Source organism: Draconibacterium sediminis, assembly GCF_000949475.1.
Lineage (GTDB): Bacteria > Bacteroidota > Bacteroidia > Bacteroidales > Prolixibacteraceae > Draconibacterium > Draconibacterium sediminis.
Genome location: NZ_JRHC01000002.1, coordinates 410443 through 435968, shown reverse-complemented (window position 1 = coordinate 435968; position 25526 = coordinate 410443). Strand labels below are relative to the sequence as shown.

The following is a 25526-nucleotide window of genomic DNA, read 5'->3' as shown; positions in this document are numbered from 1 at the left end:
TTAGGTAGTAACCTTCGCAGAGTCAAGTGCTTTTTCAAACGAATCTTCCATTTTAATGTAATCAATAACTTTAGGGCTGAGTCGTTTTTGTAAGTCGGTTTTTAGCTGCGAAGAAACACCCGACAGAATCACTTTTACCCCCTTGTTCTGAAGGATTTTAAGTGAACTCTGCAGATTTTTCATTCCCGTTTCATCGATGAAAGAAACATGGCGCATACGCAAAATCAGCGTGTTGCAGTTTTCTCCGATTTCCTGAATAACCTCGGAATAACGGCGTGCCGAAGCAAAAAACAAGGGGCCGCTTATTTCGTAAACCGAAACACCTTTTGGCAGCTGCGAGTAGTCTTCAATTACGTCGGTGTCGACAATGTTATTTATACGTTTTTCGCTAATGTCCGACATACGTTTCATAAACAGGATGGCCGACAGCACCACGCCAACCTCAATGGCAACCGTTAAATCAACCAGCACGGTTAAAATGAAGGTGGTAAGCAATACAATTATATCGAATACCGAACCTTTCAGAATGGATACAAACGAGCGCCATTCGCTCATGTTATAGGCTACAATTATTAAAATTCCGGCCAGGCACGACATGGGAATCAATTTGGCCCATTTTCCCAAAAACAGCATAATCAGCAGCAAGGTAATGGCATGTGCAATACCGGCAATAGGTGTGCGTCCGCCGTTTTTTACGTTGGTTGCCGTTCGTGCAATTGCTCCGGTTGCCGGAATACCGCCAAAAAACGGTGTAACCACATTGGCAATTCCCTGCGCAATTAATTCGGTATTCGAGCGGTGTTTCCCGCTTATCATACCATCGGCAACCACTGCAGAGAGTAACGATTCAATACCTCCGAGCAAGGCAATGGTGAGGGCCGGTTCAAGGTAGTTCTGTAAATCGTTCAAGCGAATTTGCGGAATGGTAAAATGAATGGTATTGCTGATTTCGCCAAAATAGGTCTCGATAGTTGCAACAGGTAGTTTAAAAAGCTGAACAACCAGTGTAACAGCAATGATGGCCAGAAACGATCCGGGTATTTTTTTTACAAATTTTCCGCTGATGAGTGTTACGGCTATGGTTGCCAGTGTTACAAGTAAGGCTGCAACGTTAACACTGCCCAGGTTGCTAAGGTAAATTTGCCACTTTTCCAGAAAACCCGATGGCAGATCGGTAATGGTTAATCCCAACGCATCTTTTATTTGGGTAGAAAAAATGACCAAGGCAATACCGCTGGTAAAACCAACAATAAGCGGGTGGGGGATAAATTTTAACAAAGTCCCCAGTTTTAGCAATCCAAAAAGAATAAGGATAACGCCGGCCAAAACGGTGGAAATAATAAGTCCGTTAACGCCGTATTGATGAACGATTCCGTAAACAATTACGATAAATGCACCCGTTGGGCCGCCAATCTGCACGCGGCTGCCACCTAAAAACGATATAAGAAAACCGGCAACAACAGCGGTTATCAGTCCTTTTTCGGGCGAAACGCCCGAAGCAACAGCAAAAGCAATAGCCAGCGGGAGAGCAACAATCCCAACAACAACTCCGGCCAGTACATCTGAAGTAATTTGTTTTTTACTGATGCCATTTTTTAAAATCGTAAATAGTTTGGGCTTAAAAATTGAATTCATGATGCGGATGAAATTTTGGGCAAAATTACATTGATTACCGCCTCATTGTTCTGAGCTTAAGTTGAAAATTTGATTGAATTTGCTATTGTCAGTAAATCAACCTGTTACGAAATGTGTTTATTTTAACATTGGCCTGTCAATTGCCTGATTTCCTGACCATGCAGCAGAAACGATTAGTAGAGGTTCTTTAATTGGGTTTCCATTCGCGAAATGTAATTATCAACCTGGTCTTTTGTCTCGAAGCCAACAAGCATCAGGTCAACACACCCCAAACCAAGAACAAAGCGCAATGCGTTGTCAATTTTTGTGCTGTCGTCGCGTAATTGCCCGTTGCCAACTAGTTTCATACCAATAATGCCTTTTCCCGACTGGTGCAATTGCTGAATAACTTCTACCACTTCCTGCGGATCGGGTTTGTCCATTGCAATTCCGTAAGGATTAATCCGTGCATGCAACACATCAACCCAGGGGCTTTTAACTGCATCTTTCATGGCATCGAGCGAGTGCACCGAAACGCCATGAGCTTTTATAATTCCTTTTGCTTTCAGGTTCGAAAGAATTTCCATTTGAGGTTTTAAGGTTTCTGTCCAGTCCTCGTCAACCATACAATGAATTTGCACCAAATCGATGTAATCGGTCTTCAGTTCTTTACGGAAACGGTCTACCACAACATTGGCATCGGGGCGTTCTTTTTCGGGAATGCCACCCGGACGTGTCCATATTTTTGTGGTAAGCGTCAGATCTTCCCGGTTCATTTTTGTCATCGCTTCGGCAAAAAGCCCGTGTGTGCCATAAGTATCGGCCAAATCAAAATAACGGATTCCTTTGTCGTATGCATGGTGCAACAGATCGATGCTGGTGTTTTTATCCTGTTTGGTAAGGAAACTGCTACGGTTGCTGGCATGTACTCCGGTACCCATACCCAGCAGCGTGGTTTTTATCCCCGAGTTTCCCAACTCAATCAACTGAAAAGGATCGTGACTCCGCGCCGGAATATTCGCGGCATAAATTGGATTCGAAAACAAAACATGTGCAGTACCCGCACTAAGCGCTCCGATAAATTTCCGTCGATTCATTTGAAAGTTGGCCATAAGGATATTTTTTAGTCATTTAAATTAAAAACAGTAAGCGAACGAAATTGTTGAAAGCAAATGTTTTAGTGGCAACAGTTTCATTGCAGTTTTAATTTGGTATGGCCTAAAGTACAAAAAACAAAACAGGAAACCATTAATTGATTTCCTGTTTGTGCGCTGTTTTTTATTTCTATGAGGAGGATGTTATACTGATGTGGAATCAAATTGAGCCTTAATTCTTTCAATCGGCATTAACGATTGTAATTTCACCATTTCGCTAAAGGCTCATACTGAAATACAATTCGTATTATTCCATACTTTCTTTAATGGGTGTTTTTTCTTTTTCCGGGGCATCTTTTTTAGCTTCTGCTTCAAAACAAGCATTTTCTTCGGTTTCAGCAGCTTTTACTTTGTGGGTAATAATCTTTTCCACCGGGTTCGATTTTTTAACCAGATCGATTTTATTGCTGATTTTCAATCCGAGAATGTAAAAAATTGAGGAGATGAGGATAAGAGCTTTCATGGTGTTTTCTGTTTTAATTCGAACACCAAATTATGTAAACGTCAGTAAATACCGAAATTATATCTGTGAATGAGCTGTTTTACTCTGCCAACAACATAATAAGCTCTGCGAAAGGACCTCCTCGATCGATTATCGGTTTGTGCCGAACCGGAGAAATCTCGTTGTATTTGCGAGCTTTTAAACTTTCAGTTGGGCCAGGTAATCGTGATGAGTACCTTTTTCCAGCAGAGTACAATTATAGCCTGTTTCGTTGGCAACAAGTTGAAGGGTGTTGAAATCGATAAAAAGCCAGTCGAACTGCGCCTCTTCTTTCCTGAAACTCACTTTGTACTGCATTTCGCCATAGTAGTTATTATTGGCAATATCAACCCATTCCGATCCGTCTTCTTCTTCAAAAAGGTATTTTATATCCGACGAGTCGATTAAAATCTGGCCCCCTTCCAACAGAAGGCTTTTGAGGTGGGTCAAAAGTTTTTTCAATCCTTCAATTGTTCCGCCGATTCCCGTACCGTTCATCAGCAGCAAAATGGTATTGTATTGTTCTTCGCTGTATTCAAAAATATCGGCATGAACCACTTTAACAATGCCCTGTTTACGCATCACTTCAACTGAAGCTTCCGATTTTTCAAGTGCGGTAACACTGTAGCCTTTTTTTTGCAGAATTAATGAATGACATCCGGCTGCTGCACCAATATCCAATATGCGGCCTTTGCAATTTTTCAGAGCAACTTTTTCGATTTTGGGCAGTTCTTTTTCGTTGCGGAAAAAATACGACGGGGCAATGGTTTCGCCTTCAGTGTAATTCGAATCTACGTGAATTTGAGGCGCTTTACCCCGTTCCAAATATTCTTTAATGGCCAGGCCAATCGGATCGTTCATCTTTTAATATAAATATTGAATATGAGTGCTATTGTGTTTTTTATCTTCTGCAAAAATATATGACTTTCCTTTAAGTTAACCCACACCTCCCTAAAAATTAATTTGTGTAAGGTTTTGGTGCATCATTCAAAGTTTTAACCAAAGGAATTAAGTGGTTAAATGCTAATGGTTCCAACAAGGTAAGTTACTGCTTTGCCGCCAATCTCAACACGATCTCCCAGTTGTTTACAATGCAGTACTCCACCTCTTTTCGATATCTGTTTTGCCAGCAGGTTTTGTTTATCCAGTCGAGCCGACCAGTATGGAATAAGCATGGTGTGCGCCGACCCGGTTACCGGGTCTTCATTAATGCCTACCGCTGGGGCAAAAAAGCGCGATACAAAATCGTATTTCTCCGATTTGGCTGTGCAGATTATTCCCCGCGAGGTGGCTTCCAGCATTTTTGTGAAATCGGGCTCGAGGTTGGCAATGTCGTTTTCATTTTTAAATACCAGCATCAGGTCTTCGCGTCCTTTAAAACATTCCTGCGGATGGATGCCAAACGCCGTTTTTAACCCGGTGGGAATATATTTGGCCTCTACTTCTGATGCCGGAAAGTTCAGTACCAGCAAATCGCCTTCTTTTTTTACGCTGAGTTTACCGCTTCTCGACTGAAAACAGATGCTATCGGCAGTATAATTTAAATGCTGAAACAGAACATGCGAAGTAGCCAGCGTAGCATGACCACAAAGATCGACCTCGGCTTCAGGAGTAAACCAGCGAATATGGTAACAGTCGTCTTTTATAATAAAAAATGCTGTTTCCGAAAGGTTGTTTTCCATGGCCAGTTTTTGCATAATCTCATCCGGAAGCCACTCATCATTCAGCGGAATAACGGCTGCGGGATTTCCTTCAAAAATCTTCTCGGCAAAGGCATCAACCTGGTATACTGTTAGGTTCATAGAGTAACGAATTAAGTTGCAAGGCAAAGTTAACCGATTGGCTACAATAGTTCATAACAAACACGTTGTACGTCAAAGTTTTAATGTTGCTTAAACATTACATTATGTAATAAATTTAATATGTTGCTGTGCGTTAGAATTTTACAGTGAGTTTTAGGTTGAATTTGCGGGATGTAAGATAATTCGGCACCGCATACTGGTCGCCATAAATGCTCGATACCCAGAAATACGAGATGGTATTGTTGATATCCAGTAGGTTAAATACCTCGAGGCTTAACGATAAATCGGTAATATGCCTGAAAAATGGGCTGTTGGAGCGGTTTGCCCGGCTTATAAATACTTTTGAAAATCCAAGATCGATGCGGCGGTAAGGCGGCATACGAAAAACATCCTGGTAGCGCTCGCCATTTGGTGGGCCGGTGGGCAGGCGGGCCCCGTAAAAACCCGACAATTGCATTTTGTATGATGGATTTCCCGGTAAATAATCCTGGAAAAACAAACTAAAATTCATCCACTGATCGGTAGGGCGTGGAATCATTCCATGTCCGTCACCTTTAATATCTTCTTCGGTTTGCAGGAACGACAAACTGGCCCATGATTGCAGTCCGCTCACAAACTCGCCGTTAATTTTAAAATCAACCCCGGTGGCATAACCAGTGGCTTCTTCTTCGGCCAGGTAACGTATACGAACATTATCTATTTGGTAAGGAATCAGGCGGTTCATGTGTTTGTAGTAGGCCTCGGAGGTAAAACGAAACGGTCGGTCCCAGGCGGTAAACAGCAGGTCGGTGCCACCAACAACCTGAAACGAACGTTGCGCTTTTGAGTTGTAATTTATATAACCGTCGCTTTGTTTCAGCTCCTTAAAAAAGGGCGACTGATGATACCAGCCCGCCGATAAACGGAACGACATTTTTTTCTCCCACTCGGGGAAGTAGCTTAATGTGGCTCGCGGACTCACCAGCAACTCATTATTAAAATCCCAATAATTAAAACGCACTCCGCCTGTTAAATACAAATCGCCATTTGCGGTGGGCACGCTCCAACTGTCCTGAATGAATCCGGTTACACGGTTCGAACTTATCTTGTTTTTGGCATTAAGCGTATAAAATAACCTGACCTGGCTATCGGAATATGGAATGGAATAACCGGCAGAATCGCGGTAAATCCACTCGTTTAGCTCGTCGTTTATTTTTTCGTGCTGAAATTTAATTCCCCAGTTTACCAGGTGTTTCTCCGAGTTAAAGGCTCCTTTGTGCGAAAAACTGTAAACGGTTGCATCCAGACTGTTTCGTGCATGATTGATAAATGTACCAACACCCAAATTCAGCGTGCTGTCGCCAAATTCATCCGAACCCATATTTCGCTCCAGCTGGTTTAAATAGTATTGCCCCTGAATATCGTAAGTCTCTTTTTCCTGTGCATGGTAGGCCGATGCAATAAACTTCAGGTTCAGGTTGGCATTGGGATGATAATTAGCGGTAACAGCGCCCAGGTAAGTTTGAAAATCATCCTGTTCCTGTCCGTCAAAATATATTTTGGTGTTTAGCGGATTTTGCCAAGTACCAAAAGTTGTTTCGCGGGTTTGCGGAATAAAATTGTATTGGTTTTGTGCTACGTTACCCAAAAACGAGAGGTCGAATTTTTCGTTAAACTGGTAAGTTATATAGGTTTGAAAATCAAGAAATCGTGGATCGTATTCGCCCTGTTCATCCAAACTACCCAACATGTATCGGTTGGTTTTGTATCGGATTCCTGAAATATGCGATAACTTTCCGTTTAGTGCAACGTCTTCAAAATGTGCTGAAGCACCAAGCATGCTAACCGATGCCGATCCGCTAAAATCGCTGGGTCTGCGGTATTTGATATCGAGCACCGACGACATTTTATCGCCGTATTTGGCATTAAAACCACCCGCCGAAAAATCGATGGTAGAAACCATGTCGCTGTTTATAAAACTCAAACCTTCCTGTTGCCCTGAGCGAATCAGGAACGGACGGTAAACCTCCACATCGTTTACATACACCAGGTTTTCGTCGAAATTACCACCGCGAACCGTGTATTGCGAGCTTAACTCGTTATTTGATGAAACACCGGGCAATGTTTTTAGTCCGGCTTCAATACCTCCAGAAGCACTCGAAATAGAGTTGATGATTTTTGGATCGAGACTAACAATACTTCCGCCGTTGCGTCGCTGCTCCTTAACGATTATCTCTGCCAGTTCCAGGTTGGCTTCCGGCATGGTAATCTGTTTGATAATCGTTTCTTCGCGATTGGCATAAACCGAATCCTGAAAAGTTTGATAGCCCAGCGATGAAAAAATTATCGTGAGCTGTTTACGCGCCGGAATGCGAAGCAGAAATTCGCCATTGGCATTTGTAGTGGTTCCAAGGGTTGGATATTCTTTTAATACCACATTTACCATATCTATCGGAACACCGTCCTGATCAGTGATAACTCCTTTTAACGTTGCATTATTACTTTGTGCAAAAGCAACGATTTGAGTTAGCAGTAATAGAAATAGAGTGGTTAAGTTTTTCATCATTAACACAAAGCTATGCAAAGGTGTTTTATAATCAACATTTTATTGTTCAATAAATTGTGCTGCCGGGATAATTTATTTCCAATGCAGAGCTGTTTATTTTGTTATTCCCGGCCAGTCATCTGTTCTGAAAGGATTGGCCGGCAGAAGCTCCAGGTTATAAAGGTTTAAATCATCGGGATTGTTGGCCCAGCCAAAACGCACTGCCACCGGATCGGTAACCGCGTACGAATAAACAACCACCGTGTTTTTATTAATAACCTCTGCTTTTGCCCAGTAGAACTGACGATCGGCTCCCGCAATTGAAAATGCTTTTACATAACCGTATTTGTCTTTCACGGCCAGTCCCGAGCCTGTTTCCGAAAAAGTAATGTAGGCTTTCCCATCTTTAAATTCCACCGATTCGAAAGTTGGGCCGGTGTATACAATATCTTTTCCGTAAGCCACTTTAAAAGCATTTAAAGCCAGTCGTTTCCCAACATCCTGTTTGTTGCGCGGATGTATATCATCTGCTTCACCAATATCAATAGCCGATGCCATCCCGGTATTTGGTAGCTCCAGTGTTTTGGTTTGCGCTTCGCGTAATTCTGCCCATTCGCTATCCGTCGGATTTTGTACCGGTTTCATATAATTGGCCAACTGCACAAACAGAAATGGGAAATCTCCCTGGTTCCATTGTGCGCGCCAATCGTTTATCAAATTCGGAAATACGCGTTGATATTGTTTGGCACGGCCGGCATTTGATTCGCCCTGGTACCAGATAACACCTTTTATCCCGAATGGTACAATTGGATTGATCATTCCGTTGAATAAGAGGGTAGGGTACGAGTTGGGTCCAAGATTTATATCTTGCACAACTGCTTTTGAAATTTTGAATTTCCAGTCGCCCGATATATCGATTTTTTCTTGCCCGATTGCCACGTACTGATCTTCTGGAGCGCCCCATATGCCGCCACCGCCGCCGGTGTCGTTAACACGAACAACGATCATGTTTTTTCCCGGATTCAAATATTTTTTGTCGATGGTGTAAACGCGTTCTTTATTGTACTGATTTTCGGTTTTCCCAATCTCAATACCATTCAGAAAAGTAATATCAGAGTCATCGATTTTCCCCAAGTGCAGGTTCATGTTTGTTTGTGTCTGGTCTTCTGTCAGGTCAAGTTCTTTTCGGTACCAGGCTACTCCGTCAATGTCAATATAACCTTGTTCTTCCCATAATCCGGGAGCTATGATTTTGCTCCAGTCGGTATCATTTAGCTCCGGATCAGACCAAACGGGTTTTCCGTCTTGCATTCCTTTGTCTTCAGTTGGAATTTCACCACCGAGTATTTTTCTTATCTCAGCTTCCTTGTTCTTTTTGTATTCCTCCAGATTCATTTGTTGCAGCTCAATCATCGGTTCCCTGAAGTCCGAATCGTTTTGAATGGTTTGTGCACTGGTCCATGTTTCGGCTACAGTGCCGCCCCACGAAGTGTGAATAAGTCCGATCGGAACATCAAGATCTTCCTTTAAAGCTTTGCCAAAGAAATAGCCGACCGCAGAAAAGTTATGGGCCGTTTGTGGGGTGCATTCCATCCATTCGCCACTTTCAATATCCTCTTCCGGAAATTGTGCCACCCGACGTGGTACCGTAAACAAACGAATATTGGGATGATCGGCAGCATCTACTTCTTCATCGGCATTTTTTACCTGTGCCAACGGCCATTCCATGTTCGATTGCCCCGAACACACCCAAACCTCGCCAATCATTACATTTTTTAGCGAAATGGTGTTCTTGCCTTTTATCATCAAGGTATAAGGACCTCCGTATTCTTGTGCCGGCAGTTTGGCCATCCATTTGCCATCCGAATCAGTAGTGGCCTTAGCATTCGCCAGGAGAATGGTCACGGTGGTTTTTTCACCTGTACCAAAATCTACTTTTGTTTTTTGCGCAAGAAGTGAAACAGATATTTCTTCTCCTTCGGTTGCCCAGCCCCATACCGGAATTTCAATTCCTTGCTGAAGCACCATATTCGAACTAAATATTTTGGGAAGTTTTACTTCTGCTTTTACAGTAAAAACAAGGGCAAAAAGTAAGACATATAACAAGTGGATTTTCATCTTCATCTGAATATATTTTCGTTTTCTCAAAGCTAATGAATTGAATGAAATATTCAGCCAATTCAATAGGCTTAAAGCTTAAACTATATATAAACCGGCTGGCTGGGGCTATAGTTTTCCCGATTTTTTGAAATATTCTGAAATGGCTTCTACATAGTTTTCGTAGGCCGTAATTCCTTTAGGGGTGATACTTAAAGTGGTGAGGGGATAGTTTTTGCGGAACGACTTTTTTACCTTAATGTAACCACCTTCCTTAAGTTTTGCGATCTGAAAACTCAGGTTACCTTTTGTGGTTTCAATGTTTTCGAGCAAATACGAAAACTCGGCCGACTTTACATTTAGCAGGATAGTCATAATTGCCAACCGCACCTGCGAATGAAGAAGAGGATCGAGGTTTTTAAACATGTGCCGGCTTTTTACTTTTCAGATACATTAAAACGCCCGGGATTACAAAACAAACAAAGTTGGCTATTGCCCGAATCAGAAACTGGTCGGCCAGCTCTTCACGGGCACACAATATTGCCGCAATCCACATAACTGCACCGCTGATTGATAATAACTTGTATCGATAAATTCCACCTGTAACAAAAAGTGCAAAACCAATCAACACCATTTGAAGAGGGTGGAGCAGTGCAAAATCAACTTCCTGCAAGAAGCTTTTGGTAACGATTACGTTCAGGTTATGGGCAATTATAATCCCCAGCCAGACATAACGAGTGGAAATGGCTGTATATGTCCGGTATTTTGGTTTGCGAAAAAATAGATAATAGATGGTAAAACCGATTAATAATACGGCTCCTACAATATTTAAAATATTGATGATATTACGTTCCCAATAAACCACAAGGTGCGAAGATTTGTAATAGTGCAGGAAGAATCCAATGGTAAATGATGCCCCCCACAAAATAAGCAGAATCCCATCTTCGTACAACGAATGTTTTGAAGTGGCAATAGCCGTTTTTAGAGTTCTCAACATTTCGTTGTCACTCATTTCCTGGTTTGATGTAGTTGAGCTCATGATACTTATTTTGTTTATAAAATTAAACAAGTTTGTAATACAAACCAAATATTGCTACAAAAAAATGCCAGTCAGATTAAGTATTCTGAAATCAATAGTTGTTGCGTGTGCATATAATGATCATTGGATTCAAATACATCGAATGTTTCGGGTTAAATTTTTCAGGTTTCGCTTTAAAATAAAATAGAAACAAACGAATAGTTTTATCTTTGAAGGAAAATTAATTTAACCGATTATACAATGGCAGATTTTAAATATCAAAAACCATTTCCAATTTTAAAAGACGATACCGAATATCGTTGTATTACAAAAGATTATGTGTCGACCATTGAAGTTGATGGCCGCGAAATTTTAAAAGTTGACCCCAAAGGTTTGGAAGAACTGGCTAAAGAAGCGTTTACCGACGTTTCGTTTTACCTGCGTGCTTCGCACCTTGAAAAACTGGCCAAAATACTGGAAGACCCGGAAGCAACCGACAACGACAGGTTTGTAGCACACACCATGTTAATGAACCAGGCTGTTTCGGCCGAGGGTGAATTGCCAACTTGCCAGGATACAGGAACAGCAATCGTAATTGGTAAAAAAGGAGAAGATGTATACACCGGCGCCAACGATGCAGAAGCCTTGTCGAAAGGTATTTTCGCGACCTATGCCGAAAAGAATTTACGCTATTCGCAGGTGGTGCCTTTTACCATGACCAAAGAAAAGAACACCGGAACAAACTTGCCTGCACAAATTGATTTGTATGCCGAGCAAGGAAATAAATACGAATTTTTATTTGTAACAAAAGGTGGAGGTTCGGGGAACAAAACCTACCTCTATCAGCAAACCAAATCGTTGTTGACCGAAGAAAACCTTACCAAATTTGTTCAGGAAAAGATAATGGACCTGGGTACTTCTGCCTGTCCTCCGTATCACCTGGCGCTGGTAATTGGCGGTACTTCTGCCGAAGCTACATTGGCGACGGTAAAAAAAGCATCAGCAGGTTATTTAGATCATTTACCAACCGAAGGTAACGAAGGAGGTCAGGCTTTCCGCGATTTGGAGTGGGAAGAAAAAGTGACCAAAATCTGTCAGGAAAGTGGAGTAGGTGCACAGTTTGGTGGAAAATATTTTGTACACGATGTACGCGTTATCCGTTTGCCACGCCACGCAGCTTCGTGCCCGGTAGGTTTGGGTGTTAGCTGTAGTGCCGACCGTAACATCAAAGCAAAAATTACCAAAGACGGTATTTTCCTGGAGCAACTGGAGAAAAATCCGGCTCGATTCTTACCTGCAAAAGCACCTGCAATGAGTCCGGCTGTAGATATCGACCTGGATCAGGGAATGGACAAAGTATTGGCCGAATTAACAAAATACCCAACAAAAACCCGTTTGAACCTGAGTGGTACTTTAATTGTAGCCCGCGATATTGCTCACGCGCAGATTAAACAAATGCTCGACGAAGGCAAACCAATGCCCGAGTACTTTAAAAACCACCCGGTGTATTATGCAGGTCCTGCAAAAACTCCGAAAGGAATGGCTTCAGGTAGTTTCGGGCCAACAACGGCAGGCCGTATGGACCCGTACGTTGACGAGTTCCAAAGCCATGGCGGATCGATGATTATGCTGGCAAAAGGAAACCGCTCGCAAGCCGTTACCGATGCCTGTAAAAAACATGGTGGTTTCTACCTCGGTTCGATTGGTGGACCGGCTGCTATTCTGGCCAAAAACAGTATTAAATCTGTTGAGGTGGTCGATTTTGAAGACCTTGGAATGGAAGCTGTTCGTAAGATCAAAGTGGAGAATTTCCCAGCCTTTATCATCGTCGATGACAAAGGAAACGATTTCTTTAAAGAATTGTAAGAATAATTTGATTCGATATAACAGAAACCTTCGGAGTTTATCCGGAGGTTTTTTTATGCTGTGGATGAGGCATTTTTAAAAGAAAACGGAAAGTAGTCAGCATCCACTCTCCGTTATCACTTATAAATCTATGCGAAAGATTTGGCCGCAAATATAAATTATAAATATTTTACTTTAAAAAATACGGAATTGTAATTGGACTGTTGTAGAGCATATTATAAAAGAGTATTTGGTACTTTTTATAAAGTTTGTTTAATGGGAAGTTGTATGTAAGGTTTAGGAAATCAGAGTTAAAGGCGGGAAATTTAATTACCTTTCTTAGATCAAAACAGGTAGTCATTTTCTGCATGTAGTGTGTAAAATTAATTCATTCTAAATTATGTATTAAGCATTGTTTCCTTTATTGCGTAATGAATGATTTTGTTCAATGTTATGAAAGCTTTAGCTTTGGCATACTTAAAAAAACATGAATGAAAAGAGATATTACAATTGGTTGGATTGGCACCGGAGTGATGGGAATATCCATGCTGGGGCACTTAAATAAAGCCGGATATGAGTGTACCACTTATACCCGAACAAAAAGTAAGGCAGATGCTTTGCTGGCAAACGGTGTAAAATGGGCCGATAGCCCGGCAGAAGTTGCAGCAGTTTCCGATGTTATTTTTACCATTGTGGGCTTTCCGAAAGACGTTCGCGAAGTGTACTTTGGCGAAAATGGCATTCTGGCAAAAGCAAAACCGGGTGCTGTTTTGGTTGATATGACGACCACAGAGCCGAGTTTAGCCGTTGAAATTTATGAGGCTGCCAGGGCTAAAGGTATTCAGTCGGTTGATGCGCCGGTTTCCGGTGGTGATGTTGGTGCTAAAAATGGCACATTGTCGATAATGGCCGGTGGCGATAAAGAAGCTTTTGATAAAGTTTGTCCGCTGTTCGAAATTATGGGCAAACAGATTGTTTACCAGGGCGAAGCCGGATCGGGGCAACATACAAAAATGTGCAACCAGATTACCATTGCCGGAACCAAGATAGGGGTTTGTGAAGCTTTGTTGTATGGCCATAAAGCTGGTCTTGATTTACCAACCATGCTTTCATCAATCAGCGGTGGAGCGGCCGGTTGCTGGACACTCGATAACCTGGCACCGCGTATTGTTAACCGTAATTTCGATCCCGGATTTTTTGTGGAGCATTTTATAAAAGACATGGGGATTGCTCTGAAAGAAGCCGAAGCAATGGGCTTGTCGTTACCCGGACTGGCACTGGTAAAACAACTATACCTGGCTGTTCAGGCGCAGGGCCACGGAAAACTCGGAACACATTCACTAACCCTTGCTTTGGAAAAGTTATCGGGTTTGTAATATTCGTTCCATTTTCTTGTATCCCGGGCGGAATTATATTTTACAAGGCACTGTTTTCTGTTGTAAATGTGACATTTTGTTGAAACAAAGTGTTCACTTCATATTATTGTTAATCGACTTTTCGTCCGAAATCTTATATTAGCGCAGCATTATAGATATTGGTTAATCGTAACATCACAGAAGCAAATAATTTATTTATCCAAATTACAATATGAAGAATAATATCGTTGGAATACTTTTTACAACTCTGGTAATTCTGAGTTTAAACGCATGTAAATCTGGTCCTGATTTGAACGAGGGGACACCTGGTGCTGATTGGAATTTATATGAAGCACCAAAAGTGACACTTCAAATTGAAGCGGAAGGGCATGAAGGGATAGCGAAGTATTTAGCGTTGGTGGAAAAACAAGGATATAATGGCATTGAAGATTGGGTACAATATTGTTGCCTCGAAATTGCAAAAGAGCTTTATTACACACCGGAAGAGGCAAATAAACACGGATTGAAAGAGATCACTTATAAGTTGAACGATGGGGGAGCACTTTCTTATAAAGGTGGCAGTGTACCGCACATCGAAATTGGTTTCGATTTAAACTACCTGGTTAATTTTATTGATAAGCATGGTATGGATGTGGCTCGTGATGAAATATATGGAGTCTTGTGTCACGAAATAACGCATGGTTTGCAGAATGAACCCAAAAATGCCGGTGGCTACAACGGAGGTACTGAATGTTTTGGTTTTATAGAAGGTACTGCCGATTTGAGCCGCTTAAATACAGGTGGCTTTAATCCCGAACGTTTTCCGAAACAGGGAGGAACTTTCCGCGATGGTTATAATACAACCGCATTTTTTTATTTGTGGATCTATAAAAATCTGAGTAATAACTTTCTAAAAGATATCAATCGTACTGCGGAGGAATATGAAACCTGGACGCTATCGGCGGTTACCGAAGAGTTGTATGGCATGTCTGCTGATGTGCTATGGAAGCTTTATCAGAACGAAGTGGCCGCTTATCCCTGGGATAATGCAGAAGACCTAAAAGCGTGGTTTAACCCGTCGGCCTTTAGTATTTTACAGAACGAAACCGTTACTTTTTCACCATTAATCAAGGATGGAATTAGCTATAACTGGACTTTTGAGGGAGGAATACCTGCTACAAGCACTGAAAAGTCGCCGGTAGTATCCTATGCGAATTCGGGTGATTATACCATATCGCTTGTAGTAGAACAAAACGGAAAAAAAGATACATGTTCATTAGAGCAGCTGGTTAAGGTTATTGATCCATATGCAACGATGGATATTACTGATTTAGCCGGCAAAGTTACTTGTCAGTACAACGACTCGCCATCCGGCGAAGGGGTGAAAAACAGTATTGATAATAACCCGGGCACAAAATTCCTGACATTTAATTCCTCCGCCTGGATACAGTTCGAAATGGAGGATGTATATCAACTGGAAAAATACACCATAACATCTGCTAATGATGCGCCCATGCGCGACCCAAAAGACTGGGTACTTAAAGGCTCGAACGATGGAGTAGAGTTTACTGCTATCGATACACGTGTTGATGAAAATTTTTCTGATCGCGGACAAACACTGGAATTTCTTTTGGATAATTCTCCTGCCTATAAAATTTACAGGATTGATCTCACTCATAAGGGAATAGATCGTTTTGGCAGAGCTGTTTTACAATTGGCCGAAATTGAACTTATCGGTAAAAAACAAGCCGACAATGAGCTGGTTGCTGCTAAACTCTGATAATTTCAATTTACCTTATTGTTTTTTGGGAGTTAACATATCGTATGACAAAATATGTTTTTCCATAACATTCCCAAATTCATCAATTAATCTAAACGTCACTTGTGGTTTATTTTCTTCGGTATTAAAAGTAAATTCACCAAAAGCTTTTAACCCTTCACCATGATACCCAAATAATTGATTTGAAGTGTCGTTAGCCATGGCCGGAGGTCCGGGTACTCCTCCGAGCGATGCTGCTTCAAATTCATAAAACTTAAAACCTGATGTTCCTGGTATTGTAAAACCACGGGCACCGTGACGATCGCCACTAATCAGTAAAACGCCGGGTATATTTTCTTCTTTTATCAGGTTGAAAATCTCTTCCCGAGCCAAAGTATCCCATGTTCCCCATGAATCTTTTCCATTCGTAATATAATCGCTCCACATCGTTCCACTGGAAATAATCTTAAAAGGCGCGGTGGAATTTTTCAAAATACTTTTTAACCATTCTTGCTGTTCCGCCCCCAAATATGAGCCATATTCACCCCTTTCTTCAATTTTACGGCACGACCTTGTATCGAGCATTATTATTTCTACCTGACCTATTCGGGTAGTAAAGTAAATTCCTGCTGCGTCATTTTGGGGATTGTTCCAATTTTGTCGCCATAATGTCCGGAGTTTTTCCCTTTCCTCTTCTGTAAAGTTTTCAGGAATACCACTAAGGTCGTTATTGAGGTAATCATGATCATCCCAGCTCGTATAGAGAGCAACATTAGCAGCGAGTTTTTTCCACGATTGAGAAACATCACGGAGTAAATAATCAGAACTGTGCATATTAAAATTGTTTTCTCTATCATCAACTGCAATATCACCCAAAAGCAACATTGCATTTGTTTTTCTTTTTAATATGGTGTTGATAAGGTTGGGATTATGAAGACCTATTTTATGAAAACATGAACCAAAAGTTAGTCTTAACGGAGTATTTTCATCCGTTTTGGGTGCTGTTTGAAAAGCTCCTTCGGCTATTTTGATATCTTGTGATAGTACAACATATTTATAATTCGTTGAAGGAGACAAATCATTTATTACGATTCGCTGTGCTCTGCCTGCAGCAACAGGTTTTAATGTGTAACTATTTTCTTCATTACTATGCAAGGCAATTACTTTTATGTGGATTGGCAGTTCATTTGATGGTCGAAACCAAATACTTATCCCATTCTCTTTTACATCACCCAGCATAGGGCCACCCATTAATCTTATATTATTTTTTGTCGCAGCCTCAACAATTTGTATGTCAGTAAAATTTACCTTGTTTTTCTCAAATACAGCCCTGGCATCAAGATAAAATGACGTTATATTTGATGGCAAAGTCTCATAACTATTGAGCAGCATAGTATCTATTTCAAAACTTCCAATATGAGCTTCTTTTAAGGTAACATTATAACGAGGCGAAACGTGATCAGTGTTTTGACAAAAACAATTATTACTGAAATAAATCATCGTAATAAATACGAATAGATACTTTGGTTCAATGAATCTCATTGGCTGTGTTATTTTCTATCTATCAAAGTTAAATTTTTATATGCTGGATGCCACAAAATGAAGTACAACGGTTTGTACATTATTTTTTTGTCCATTTAATAATTTTATCCCAGAAGTACTCATTTACTAAGGCTACCAGTAAGAAAAGAAAACCGACTTTTAGCATTATTAATTTTATTTCTTTGCTTAAAAAACCATCACTGAATGCCAATTCTCCAAAAATGAATAGGAATGCGGTTAAGTAAAAGTATTTATTTAAAGAGTTTCTTTTTCCCTTTTTGGATGCCTCAAGCCATTGTTTTAAATAGTCATTTTCATTGTCCCATTCACAAAGTTTCTCAAATATTTCGATTGATGTTTTATATTCTTTATTATTATAATGCGCACGTCCTTTGCTAGTTAGTGTACTCCAATAAGTATCAAAATCAGAAAATGGCACATTAAATTTATCAATGTTATTTTCTATTAACGATATGTTTTTTTCAGCATATTGAATTGTCTTTGTATACCGCCCCAAATTCTCCAGACCACTAATATATTTTGTAAGAATAAGTATGTGTTCATTGAATTCTTCAAAGTCTATGAAATTCGATTTGTTGTCTAAAATCATCTGATTCTTTTCATAGAATTTTACTATTTCAAAGTGATTTTCTACATCAATCTCATAGAATTCATCATATATTTTTTCAATGCATTTCACTTATCTTTCTTGCTTGATTCAACAGATTAGTCATAAAATGGAACGCTTTTAGGAACTCGAATTTTTAAAATTGAGTCGGAAAATGTAATTAAAAAGAAATTCATTGTATCGATTTCGATAAAAGCTTCTTTCCCATTATTTACAATAATTCCGACATTATTAATCGTTTCCATGTCGTTAAGTTTTATTGATTTTGCAACACCAGTAGAAGACTCTGTATTTATAATTTCAGAAATTTCTTTTTTCCCATTGATTTTAACCTCAACGGTGTCTTGATTAAAATAACTTTCAAAAATTAAATACAAATTTCCGTCGCGTAAATATTCCTTGTCTAAATATTTTCGATTAAAGGTTTTATCCTTTTTGTAATGATTATATAAAATTTGAATATCGTATTTATTTTCATGCTTGACGGATTCAACTTTGCTTTGACATCCAGCAAGAAACAATACTATTAGTATTTTACTTATTTGCTTCATTTTAAATTGGTGCTAACGGTCACACGAGTTATGCGAAGTTTTTATTCGATTATCAAATTCCTCGATTTTGGATATTTGACTGAATATTTTAAATCAAATTCCTTTTTCTCCATTGGTTTTAACGTAAACTCCCACTTAACTTCTCCACTTTCTTTATTTAGCTTACCGCCTGAAACATCTTGAATGTTTACTTCAATTTCTTCAAGTTTTGATACCGGAGCCTGGTCAAGTACAACCATATTAATTTCTTGACTTTTATTGTTTTTAATGGTTGTTTTCCATGATTTTGATTCTTCTTTCTTTGAGCCAATAAATTGTCTGGTTTCAAAATCTTTTTCTTTTTCCCGGTTAACAATTACATTTTTGTCTTTACCCAATGAAAGTTGCAAAGTGTCAGACGCGAACCGAACATCCAAAAGTGACTTCCCAACAAATGTTTCCTCGAAAAAAATATTGGCTTCACCTTCCAATAAATTATATTTTTCCCAGTCAGTGATATTTGCAATTAAGTAAGCTTCTTTTTCAATTTTTGGTACAGTATAATATTGGAAGAATGCAGGTACCTGATACACTACCATGTCAACCGAATAGTTTTTATTGTCTGAATTAACAGTATATGGAGTGGAAATTTCAAAATTTATGGAAGTTTGATTTTCCGTTTTTTCAAAAGGAATTGCAATACTTTCTGCGTCTCTGCTTTTAGTTTTATTCACTGAAACACCAGCAACTCTTCCTTGAAGTTGTGTTGATACTTCTGCATCTCCCTGAACTCCATAACCAACTACCACAACTTCTTCCAATCCCGCTACATCCTCAATCATTTTTACATTAATCACCGAGCTGGTAATTGGCAATGTTTGACTTTCGCAACCTACAAACGAAAAGTTTAGATAATCCGCATTATTCGGAAGGGTAATTGAATAATTTCCGTTCATATCTGTTACAGTTCCAATTGTTGTTTTTGGTACCATTACCGTTACCCCAATTAATGGCTGATTTTCTTCATCCACAACTTGACCGCCAACGGAGTTTATTGATTTATTGTATACCGGCGGCAAACTATAATAGTCGAGAAAATAAGCTTTAAGTTCCGGAGCAACTCCCGAAGAATTTGGATTTGAAGAAGAAAAGCTAAGTTTTACATTTTTCCAATCAACTTTAGTGTCTTGTCTTAAATTTGCTTTATAAATAATTTCTACGGGGTCATTTATCGTTTTTGCACGAATATCATATGTCGGATACCATCCTGCATTGTCAACAATGTATGATAATTCGAAAGAAGGATTTGTTTTTATCTTACTTTGAACTTTTACTAAAATTTCTCCCGATGCAAATTCTTTCTTGCTTGTTAATGTATTTAATTGGCTTTGAAGTTCGTTCTTTTGTTTTCTTAAATTTTCTAGCGTTTTACTTCTTTCTATTTCTTTGAGTTTTAATGCAGTTAGTTTTGAACTGTAAAACTCAGACGCTTCTTTAAGTGTCGAAATATTTAGTTCATTGTTTTTCCCCCCGATAATCCGGTTGTCATTTAAAAAGGTCAATTCTTCTTTTAAAATTGAAAGGTAGGTCTCTTCTAATTTTATTTGACCCTTTAGGTCATCAAGCTTTTCTTCAATTTTTTTTACTTCTTCCGATTTTTCAAGTTTATCAATAAAGTTTTGCTGATGATTTACTGCCAAAACTGTCACATCTCCTTTTGCTTTAACCTGAACACTTTTTGCGTCAATGAAAGGGGATAGGTTTATAAATTTTAAAATTGTGATTCCAGAGTTGAGTTCAACAGTTTTTTGTCTTGTAACTTGTGCTTTGTCAATAAAGACCGTTACTTCATTAACTTCTGTTTTAATTTCTTTTTCTACAATCTCTTGAGCAAGTAGGTTGCTGAAGATTAGGCTGAATAGTAAAATAGTTATTGCTTTCATAATATAATTTTTCTCATAGGATGCAAAACTTTCATTAATTCCATAAATGTCTTTGTAAAAATTATGCCAAGGGTAAATTGTATGAGTAGTGGTAGATTGCGGGCTTTTTTCCTGTCAAACCGCTATGCAGTTGAAGCAGGCTGCAACCCTTGATTTTACTACTGTCTCGGCTATTGTTTTCATACATTGTTGTGGCCTGGTTATTATTCAATATAAATCGAAGTCAACTTTTCGCTTTCAAACATGCTTGATGGAGAAATAACAATTTCATCCTTTGGAATATTTTCTCCATATCTTTCTTTAAGTTTCTGTATTACAGTCTTATCTTTCAAATTAAATTCGCTTAATCTTTGTAGTTTCCCGATTTCAACGTTTGCTGCATTTTTATAAATTTTCCATACCAATTCAGAACAGTAAATTCTATCATCTGACCACTCGAAATACAAATCATAATTCTTTCCTCTATACTTTTCTCCCTCGGTTTTCATTTTATTTTTAATGTCAGTAGTCAGGATTTTATCTGAGTTTTTAAGTCGTTTAATTACAAAATGTCTTTTTTCTCCACGGTCAATCCATTCCTCTAATGCTGTCAACTTAACTGGCTGGACAGCTTCGTAAACAAAACAATTTCCTTCAATCTTATAAATAATTCCGAGATGACTATATTTTGAATTTGTAGCTATTTGAATAGCTTTACTCTGGCTTGATTTTGATGTTTGAAAAATAATATCTCCATCTTCAACATAATCATATAAATCAGTTACATCAATGTGTCTTGCTTCATCGGCCATTAAAGGTCCAATGAACTTAACTATCACGACAAATACTAATCCAAGTATCACAATTACTATTATTATTGAATTTCGTATAGTTTTATTCATAGGTACTTCGTTTTCTTAAACTTAGCCACTACAAGTTTATATCTACACGAAAACCGTACAATAATTCCATATACAGGAAATTATACGAGGTTTAGGTATACAATATTGAATCTTGTAAGTGTTATTTGCTGTTGTTATTTCAGGGCGCGTATTCAACGGCTATGGTTTTTATTCGGAGCTTAAAGTTAGCATAATAAAAAAATAAAACAACAGTGCTTTAATTCCTTGTATTTAGTTTATCTCTTTGGCTATGAATACCCTTTCTAATAAATCGGGGTAGCATAGGGGGCTAAAGCCCAACCCTGGAAACTGAATCACTAACCCCGGCATTAATGCCGGGGTTAAGCATAGCCCCGCAGAACCGGGCTTTAGCCCAAAAGGCCTGCTACATGCAGAGTTCCGAAAGCCTATTGTCATACAAAAATAGCTAACTGTTTGATTGCAAGAGTGCCCCGGAGCTCTATTTGTAACTTTCGCAGGACTGCGAAAGCTTCACCGACTACTATTTAGTGCTTTCGTACTGCTACGAAAGCTCCACCGAGTTCTCAAAAGTCCTTTCGTAGTGCTGCGAAAGCTTCCCGGAGTCCTATTTACTGCTTTCGCGAGCGTACGCTGCCATCAAATAGTTCTATTTACTGATTTCGTACTGCTACGAAAGCTCCACCGAGTTCTCAAAAGTCCTTTCGTAGTGCTGCGAAAGCTTCCCGGAGTACTATTTACTGCTTTCGCAGGCGTACGCTACCACCAAATAGTTCTATTTAGTGCTTTCGTACTGCTACGAACGCTCCACCGAGTTCTCAAAAATCCTTTCGTAGTGCTGTGAAAGCTTCTCAGAGTCCTATTTACTGCTTTCGCAGGCGTACGCTGTCACCAAATAGTTCTATTTAGTGCTTTCGTGCTGCTACAAAAGCTCCACTGTGTTCTCAAAAGTCCTTTCGTAGTGCTGCGAAAGCTTCCCAGAGTTCTATTTACTGCTTTCGCAGGCGTACGCTGGGTAATGTTCAAAATACTCGTTACCATGCTATTTTTAAATATCCGGGTAATGTGTTGCGGGTATTTGCTTTTTCACTCTACTCATTACTCACTACTCAAGCCACGATAAACGTCAGCAAAACAACCATGTATTGCAGAACCTGGGCCTCTTTCAGAATTCTTTATTTATTCCTGAACATTTACGATAAGTCTTTGTTGTAAAGGGTGTTAGTAAAATATCTAAAAAACTGTATATCTTACTGTTTTAGCTTCGTAACATGGTTTAAAATCTATAAATAAATGGCAGTATTTAATCTAAACATCAACGGAAAACAGCATGAAGTGGATGTTGATCCGTCAACTCCAATGCTTTGGGTACTCAGAGATCATCTGGATTTAGTAGGAACAAAATTCGGCTGTGGAATTGCACAGTGTGGGGCGTGCACCATTTTGGTTAACGGGGTTGCAACGCGTTCGTGTATCACTTTTGTCGACTCGGTGGGCGACAAGGAAATCACTACAATCGAAGGGCTTTCGGAAAACGGGGATCACCCGCTTCAAAAAGCCTGGATCGAAGAAGATGTGCCGCAATGCGGTTACTGCCAAAGCGGACAAATTATGAACGCTGCAGGATTATTAAATGCGAATCCATCGCCCAGCGACGAAGAAATTGAGATGGCCATGCATGGTAATATTTGCCGGTGCGGAACCTACACACGGATTAAAAAGGCCATTAAAACAGCCGCTAATTCTTAATCTGCACCACACAGGTACTACGCTTTTCGCATTCACTAACATTAAAATCATTACACATGACAACGGTTAAAACAAAACTCGATAGACGTTCTTTTATACGAAGCTCGGCATTGGCCGGTGGCGGATTACTGCTGACTTTTAGTTGGCTGGCTCCGGCTTGCACCACCGATTCGCCCAAACAACTAACCATGCCCGATGAATGGTATGAGTTAAACGGTTTTTTAAAGATCGGGAACAACGGAGCGGTTACCATTATGTCGCCCAATCCTGAAATTGGCCAGAATGTAAAAACATCGATGCCGATGATTGTGGCCGATGAACTGGATGTTGACTGGAAGTTTGTAATGGTAGAACAGGCGCCGCTGAACACAGATATTTTCACCCGGCAGTTGGCAGGAGGTAGCCAGTCTATCCGTCAAGGGTGGAACGGACTCCGAATGGCCGGTGCAACCGCCCGCAGAATGTTACGCGAGGCTGCTGCCCACGAATGGAAAGTTCCGGTGGATGAAATTACTACCGAAGCCGGAGTTTTGTATCATACGGTCAGCGGAAAAGAAGCCGGTTATGGTGAAATGGCCTCTGCCGCAGCTGAACTGACCGTTCCTGAAGAGGTAGAGTTGAAAGACATAAAGGATTTTACCATTATAGGTACCTCAAGAAAAAATGTGGATGGCCCAAAAATAGTTACCGGAAAACCTTTGTTTGGCCTGGATTATAAAGCCGAAGGAATGGTGATTGCCATGATCGAGCATCCGCCGGCTTTTGGAATGAAACTTAAATCGTTTGATGCCACCGAGGCAAAAGCAATGCCCGGGATAATTGATGTTTTTGCCATAAAAACGTATAACGACGACTATGAATGGCAGTGGTCTGATATAACATCGTTTACCGAATTAGTGGCTGTAGTCGGTAAGTCAACCTGGGAGGTGATGAATGCCAAACTGATGCTAAATGTGGAGTGGGAACCTATCGCGGAAGACAATTCGCAGGGTGTTCCTGTAGGTTTTGAAAACACTGCCGATCATTACAAAAAAATGGAAGAAGCAGCAGCCAACTCAAGTAGGGAACGGCGCCGCGACGGAAATCCTGAAGAAGCGTTTAGAAAGGCTGCCAAAGTAATTGAACGAACTTATACTGCTCCATTTCAGGCGCACAACCCAATGGAACCCATGAACTTTTTTGCCGACGTAAAAGATGATTTTGCGCTGTTGGCAGGACCCACTCAAACGCCGGAGTTTATGGAGAAAACGGTTGCTGCCCGTTTGGGGTTGCCATTGGAAAAAGTGGATGTGCAAATGACCCGTATGGGAGGTGGTTTCGGTCGACGACTGTATGGCCACTTTATGGTGGAAGCAGCTGTTATTTCACAAAAGGTGAAAGCACCTGTAAAGTTGATCTACTCGCGCGAAGACGATATGTCGTACGGAATTTACCGTCCGGCTTACCATGCCCTATACCGTGCAGCGCTGGATGCCGATAATAACCTGATAGGTTTCCATGTTCGAATGGGAGGTATCCCCGACAGTCCGTTGCATGCCAACCGTTTTCCGGCAGGAAGTGTTGATAATTACCTTGCCGAAAGTTTTTCAGTGGATACCAACATAAGTACCGGTGCCTTCCGTGCTCCAGGCTCCAATTTTAATGCTGTAGCCGAACAGTCATTCCTTGATGAGGTGGCGGAAGCTGCTGGCAAAGATCCTATTCAGTTTCGCCTTGACTTGCTGAAACGCGCACAGGAAAATCCGGTGGGCAGCAACAACGATTATGATGCAGCCCGTTATGCCGGCGTTTTGGAACAGGTTCGCGAGAAATCGGGCTGGGATACCAACTCCGAAGGTAAAAGCCGGGGTGTTGCCGCTTATTTTTGTCACAATTCGTATGTGGCAAATGTGGTGGATATTGCCAACAAGGATGGAGAGCCGGTAATTGAAAAAGTATATGCTTCGGTTGATTGTGGAATTGTGGTAAATCCCGATGCTGCGGTTAACATGACGGAAGGAAGTATTGTGGATGGAATCGGCCACGCCATGTACAGCGGTTTGACCTTTAGTGAAGGCCAGCCGGAACAAAACAATTTCGATATGTATCGGTTGATCAGGCATGGCGAAGCACCCAAAGAAATAGAAGTACATTTTGTGGAAAACAATATCGACCCGACCGGATTGGGCGAACCACCTTATCCTCCGGTAATGGGAGCGCTGGCCAACGCATTATACAAAGCCAACGGAGAGCGCTATTACCATCAGCCATTTGTGAAAAACAGTATTGGATAGATCTAGGAATAGAACGCAGATGACACTGATCGAACTGATTTTCGCTGATTTATCTGTGATTATCAGTTGAAATCCGCGTCATCAGCGTTCCTCCTATACTCAAAATGATTCAATTGTTTTACCGAATTTTTCATTTAGAAACTTTTGAGTTATTGAGGTAAGTTTAAGAAGCAGAATCGATAAATCAGTGAGTATCTGTAAAATCAGCGTCATCAGCGTTCCATCTATACTCAAAATGATTCAATCGTTTTCCGAATATTTCATTTAGTAGCTTTTGTGTTTTGAGGTTTGTTTTTAAACTTTACAGATAAATCAGTGAATATCTGCTAAATCAGCGTTATCAGCGTTCCAT

19 protein-coding genes are annotated in these 25526 nt (G+C 40.2%); 5 read left to right on the top strand and 14 right to left on the bottom strand.

The window, feature by feature from the left end:
* The 9 genes from LH29_RS11730 to LH29_RS11690 all read right to left on the bottom strand — a co-directional run bounded on the left by LH29_RS11730 (nucleotide 1) and on the right by LH29_RS11690 (nucleotide 10711).
* Nucleotides 1-1635 carry a SulP family inorganic anion transporter gene (locus LH29_RS11730; protein ID WP_045029879.1) on the bottom strand — a complete coding sequence of 545 codons (1635 nt, stop codon included), beginning with the start codon at nucleotides 1633-1635 and terminating at the stop codon, nucleotides 1-3.
* A gap of 173 nt (nucleotides 1636-1808) precedes the next feature.
* Complete coding sequence (locus LH29_RS11725) at nucleotides 1809-2726, bottom strand: aldo/keto reductase (protein WP_052670833.1); 918 nt, start codon at nucleotides 2724-2726, stop codon at nucleotides 1809-1811.
* 289 nt (nucleotides 2727-3015) lie between these two features.
* Nucleotides 3016-3231: a hypothetical protein gene (locus tag LH29_RS11720; RefSeq protein WP_045029874.1), complete on the bottom strand. Its 216-nt coding sequence runs from the start codon at nucleotides 3229-3231 to the stop codon at nucleotides 3016-3018.
* Between the two features lie 177 nt (nucleotides 3232-3408).
* The gene (locus tag LH29_RS11715) at nucleotides 3409-4110 is read right to left on the bottom strand and encodes a class I SAM-dependent methyltransferase (RefSeq protein WP_045029872.1); all 702 of its coding nucleotides are present in this window, start codon (nucleotides 4108-4110) and stop codon (nucleotides 3409-3411) included.
* 155 nt (nucleotides 4111-4265) lie between these two features.
* Nucleotides 4266-5051 carry a PhzF family phenazine biosynthesis protein gene (locus LH29_RS11710; RefSeq protein ID WP_045029869.1) on the bottom strand — a complete coding sequence of 262 codons (786 nt, stop codon included), beginning with the start codon at nucleotides 5049-5051 and terminating at the stop codon, nucleotides 4266-4268.
* 133 nt (nucleotides 5052-5184) lie between these two features.
* A complete protein-coding gene (locus tag LH29_RS11705) occupies nucleotides 5185-7596 on the bottom strand; it encodes a TonB-dependent receptor (RefSeq protein ID WP_045029866.1) in 2412 nt (803 codons plus the stop codon).
* Nucleotides 7597-7689: 93 nt separating this feature from the next.
* The gene (locus tag LH29_RS11700; RefSeq protein WP_045029864.1) at nucleotides 7690-9699 is read right to left on the bottom strand and encodes a sialate O-acetylesterase; all 2010 of its coding nucleotides are present in this window, start codon (nucleotides 9697-9699) and stop codon (nucleotides 7690-7692) included.
* 102 nt (nucleotides 9700-9801) lie between these two features.
* Nucleotides 9802-10098: a winged helix-turn-helix domain-containing protein gene (locus LH29_RS11695; protein ID WP_045029861.1), complete on the bottom strand. Its 297-nt coding sequence runs from the start codon at nucleotides 10096-10098 to the stop codon at nucleotides 9802-9804.
* Nucleotides 10091-10711, bottom strand: a complete 621-nt coding sequence (locus LH29_RS11690; RefSeq protein WP_045029860.1) for a hypothetical protein — start codon at nucleotides 10709-10711, stop codon at nucleotides 10091-10093. Before LH29_RS11690 ends, LH29_RS11695 begins: the two co-directional genes overlap by 8 nt.
* A 240-nt stretch (nucleotides 10712-10951) precedes the next feature.
* Here LH29_RS11690 and LH29_RS11680 point away from each other — a divergent pair, with 240 nt between their 5' ends.
* The 3 genes from LH29_RS11680 (at nucleotide 10952) to LH29_RS23825 (ending at nucleotide 15670) form a co-directional block, all read left to right on the top strand.
* Complete coding sequence (locus LH29_RS11680; RefSeq protein WP_045029855.1) at nucleotides 10952-12556, top strand: fumarate hydratase; 1605 nt, start codon at nucleotides 10952-10954, stop codon at nucleotides 12554-12556.
* A gap of 470 nt (nucleotides 12557-13026) precedes the next feature.
* Nucleotides 13027-13911 (top strand): NAD(P)-dependent oxidoreductase, encoded by an 885-nt coding sequence (locus LH29_RS11675; protein WP_045029853.1) that lies wholly within the window; start codon nucleotides 13027-13029, stop codon nucleotides 13909-13911.
* Between the two features lie 211 nt (nucleotides 13912-14122).
* On the top strand, nucleotides 14123-15670 hold the full coding sequence (locus LH29_RS23825) for a basic secretory protein-like protein (RefSeq protein WP_052670829.1): 1548 nt from the start codon (nucleotides 14123-14125) through the stop codon (nucleotides 15668-15670).
* Between the two features lie 15 nt (nucleotides 15671-15685).
* On the opposite strand, the gene LH29_RS11665 is transcribed toward LH29_RS23825, so the two are convergent.
* From LH29_RS11665 to LH29_RS11645, 5 genes are all read right to left on the bottom strand, one after another.
* Nucleotides 15686-17191: an alkaline phosphatase D family protein gene (locus LH29_RS11665; protein WP_082063603.1), complete on the bottom strand. Its 1506-nt coding sequence runs from the start codon at nucleotides 17189-17191 to the stop codon at nucleotides 15686-15688.
* A gap of 79 nt (nucleotides 17192-17270) precedes the next feature.
* Nucleotides 17271-17891, bottom strand: coding sequence for a hypothetical protein (locus LH29_RS11660; protein ID WP_045029851.1), 621 nt, complete (start codon nucleotides 17889-17891; stop codon nucleotides 17271-17273).
* A gap of 26 nt (nucleotides 17892-17917) precedes the next feature.
* Nucleotides 17918-18370, bottom strand: coding sequence for a hypothetical protein (locus LH29_RS11655; RefSeq protein WP_045029848.1), 453 nt, complete (start codon nucleotides 18368-18370; stop codon nucleotides 17918-17920).
* A 41-nt stretch (nucleotides 18371-18411) separates the two neighbouring features.
* Nucleotides 18412-20292: a mucoidy inhibitor MuiA family protein gene (locus LH29_RS11650; protein WP_052670828.1), complete on the bottom strand. Its 1881-nt coding sequence runs from the start codon at nucleotides 20290-20292 to the stop codon at nucleotides 18412-18414.
* Between the two features lie 203 nt (nucleotides 20293-20495).
* On the bottom strand, nucleotides 20496-21173 hold the full coding sequence (locus tag LH29_RS11645; protein ID WP_045029845.1) for a YiiX family permuted papain-like enzyme: 678 nt from the start codon (nucleotides 21171-21173) through the stop codon (nucleotides 20496-20498).
* Nucleotides 21174-22445: 1272 nt separating this feature from the next.
* Between LH29_RS11645 and LH29_RS11640 the strand changes: the two genes are divergently transcribed.
* Together LH29_RS11640 and LH29_RS11635 are read left to right on the top strand one after the other, a co-directional pair.
* Nucleotides 22446-22901 (top strand): (2Fe-2S)-binding protein, encoded by a 456-nt coding sequence (locus LH29_RS11640; RefSeq protein WP_045029843.1) that lies wholly within the window; start codon nucleotides 22446-22448, stop codon nucleotides 22899-22901.
* A gap of 56 nt (nucleotides 22902-22957) precedes the next feature.
* Complete coding sequence (locus LH29_RS11635) at nucleotides 22958-25174, top strand: xanthine dehydrogenase family protein molybdopterin-binding subunit (RefSeq protein ID WP_045029840.1); 2217 nt, start codon at nucleotides 22958-22960, stop codon at nucleotides 25172-25174.
* Nucleotides 25175-25526: the final 352 nt, after the last annotated feature.

Bases quoted from the DNA above. Each gene is read 5' to 3' on its own strand.
- LH29_RS11730 (WP_045029879.1), bottom strand. From the start codon at position 1,635: ATGAATTCAATTTTTAAGCCCAAACTATTTACGATTTTAAAAAATGGC.
- LH29_RS11705 (WP_045029866.1), bottom strand. From the start codon at position 7,596: ATGATGAAAAACTTAACCACTCTATTTCTATTACTGCTAACTCAAATC.
- LH29_RS11725 (WP_052670833.1), bottom strand. From the start codon at position 2,726: ATGGCCAACTTTCAAATGAATCGACGGAAATTTATCGGAGCGCTTAGT.
- LH29_RS11645 (WP_045029845.1), bottom strand. From the start codon at position 21,173: ATGAATAAAACTATACGAAATTCAATAATAATAGTAATTGTGATACTT.
- LH29_RS11720 (WP_045029874.1), bottom strand. From the start codon at position 3,231: ATGAAAGCTCTTATCCTCATCTCCTCAATTTTTTACATTCTCGGATTG.
- LH29_RS11655 (WP_045029848.1), bottom strand. From the start codon at position 18,370: ATGAAGCAAATAAGTAAAATACTAATAGTATTGTTTCTTGCTGGATGT.
- LH29_RS11640 (WP_045029843.1), top strand. From the start codon at position 22,446: ATGGCAGTATTTAATCTAAACATCAACGGAAAACAGCATGAAGTGGAT.
- LH29_RS11695 (WP_045029861.1), bottom strand. From the start codon at position 10,098: ATGTTTAAAAACCTCGATCCTCTTCTTCATTCGCAGGTGCGGTTGGCA.
- LH29_RS11710 (WP_045029869.1), bottom strand. From the start codon at position 5,051: ATGAACCTAACAGTATACCAGGTTGATGCCTTTGCCGAGAAGATTTTT.
- LH29_RS11665 (WP_082063603.1), bottom strand. From the start codon at position 17,191: ATGAGATTCATTGAACCAAAGTATCTATTCGTATTTATTACGATGATT.
- LH29_RS11635 (WP_045029840.1), top strand. From the start codon at position 22,958: ATGACAACGGTTAAAACAAAACTCGATAGACGTTCTTTTATACGAAGC.
- LH29_RS11700 (WP_045029864.1), bottom strand. From the start codon at position 9,699: ATGAAGATGAAAATCCACTTGTTATATGTCTTACTTTTTGCCCTTGTT.
- LH29_RS23825 (WP_052670829.1), top strand. From the start codon at position 14,123: ATGAAGAATAATATCGTTGGAATACTTTTTACAACTCTGGTAATTCTG.
- LH29_RS11650 (WP_052670828.1), bottom strand. From the start codon at position 20,292: ATGAAAGCAATAACTATTTTACTATTCAGCCTAATCTTCAGCAACCTA.
- LH29_RS11680 (WP_045029855.1), top strand. From the start codon at position 10,952: ATGGCAGATTTTAAATATCAAAAACCATTTCCAATTTTAAAAGACGAT.
- LH29_RS11715 (WP_045029872.1), bottom strand. From the start codon at position 4,110: ATGAACGATCCGATTGGCCTGGCCATTAAAGAATATTTGGAACGGGGT.
- LH29_RS11675 (WP_045029853.1), top strand. From the start codon at position 13,027: ATGAAAAGAGATATTACAATTGGTTGGATTGGCACCGGAGTGATGGGA.
- LH29_RS11690 (WP_045029860.1), bottom strand. From the start codon at position 10,711: ATGAGCTCAACTACATCAAACCAGGAAATGAGTGACAACGAAATGTTG.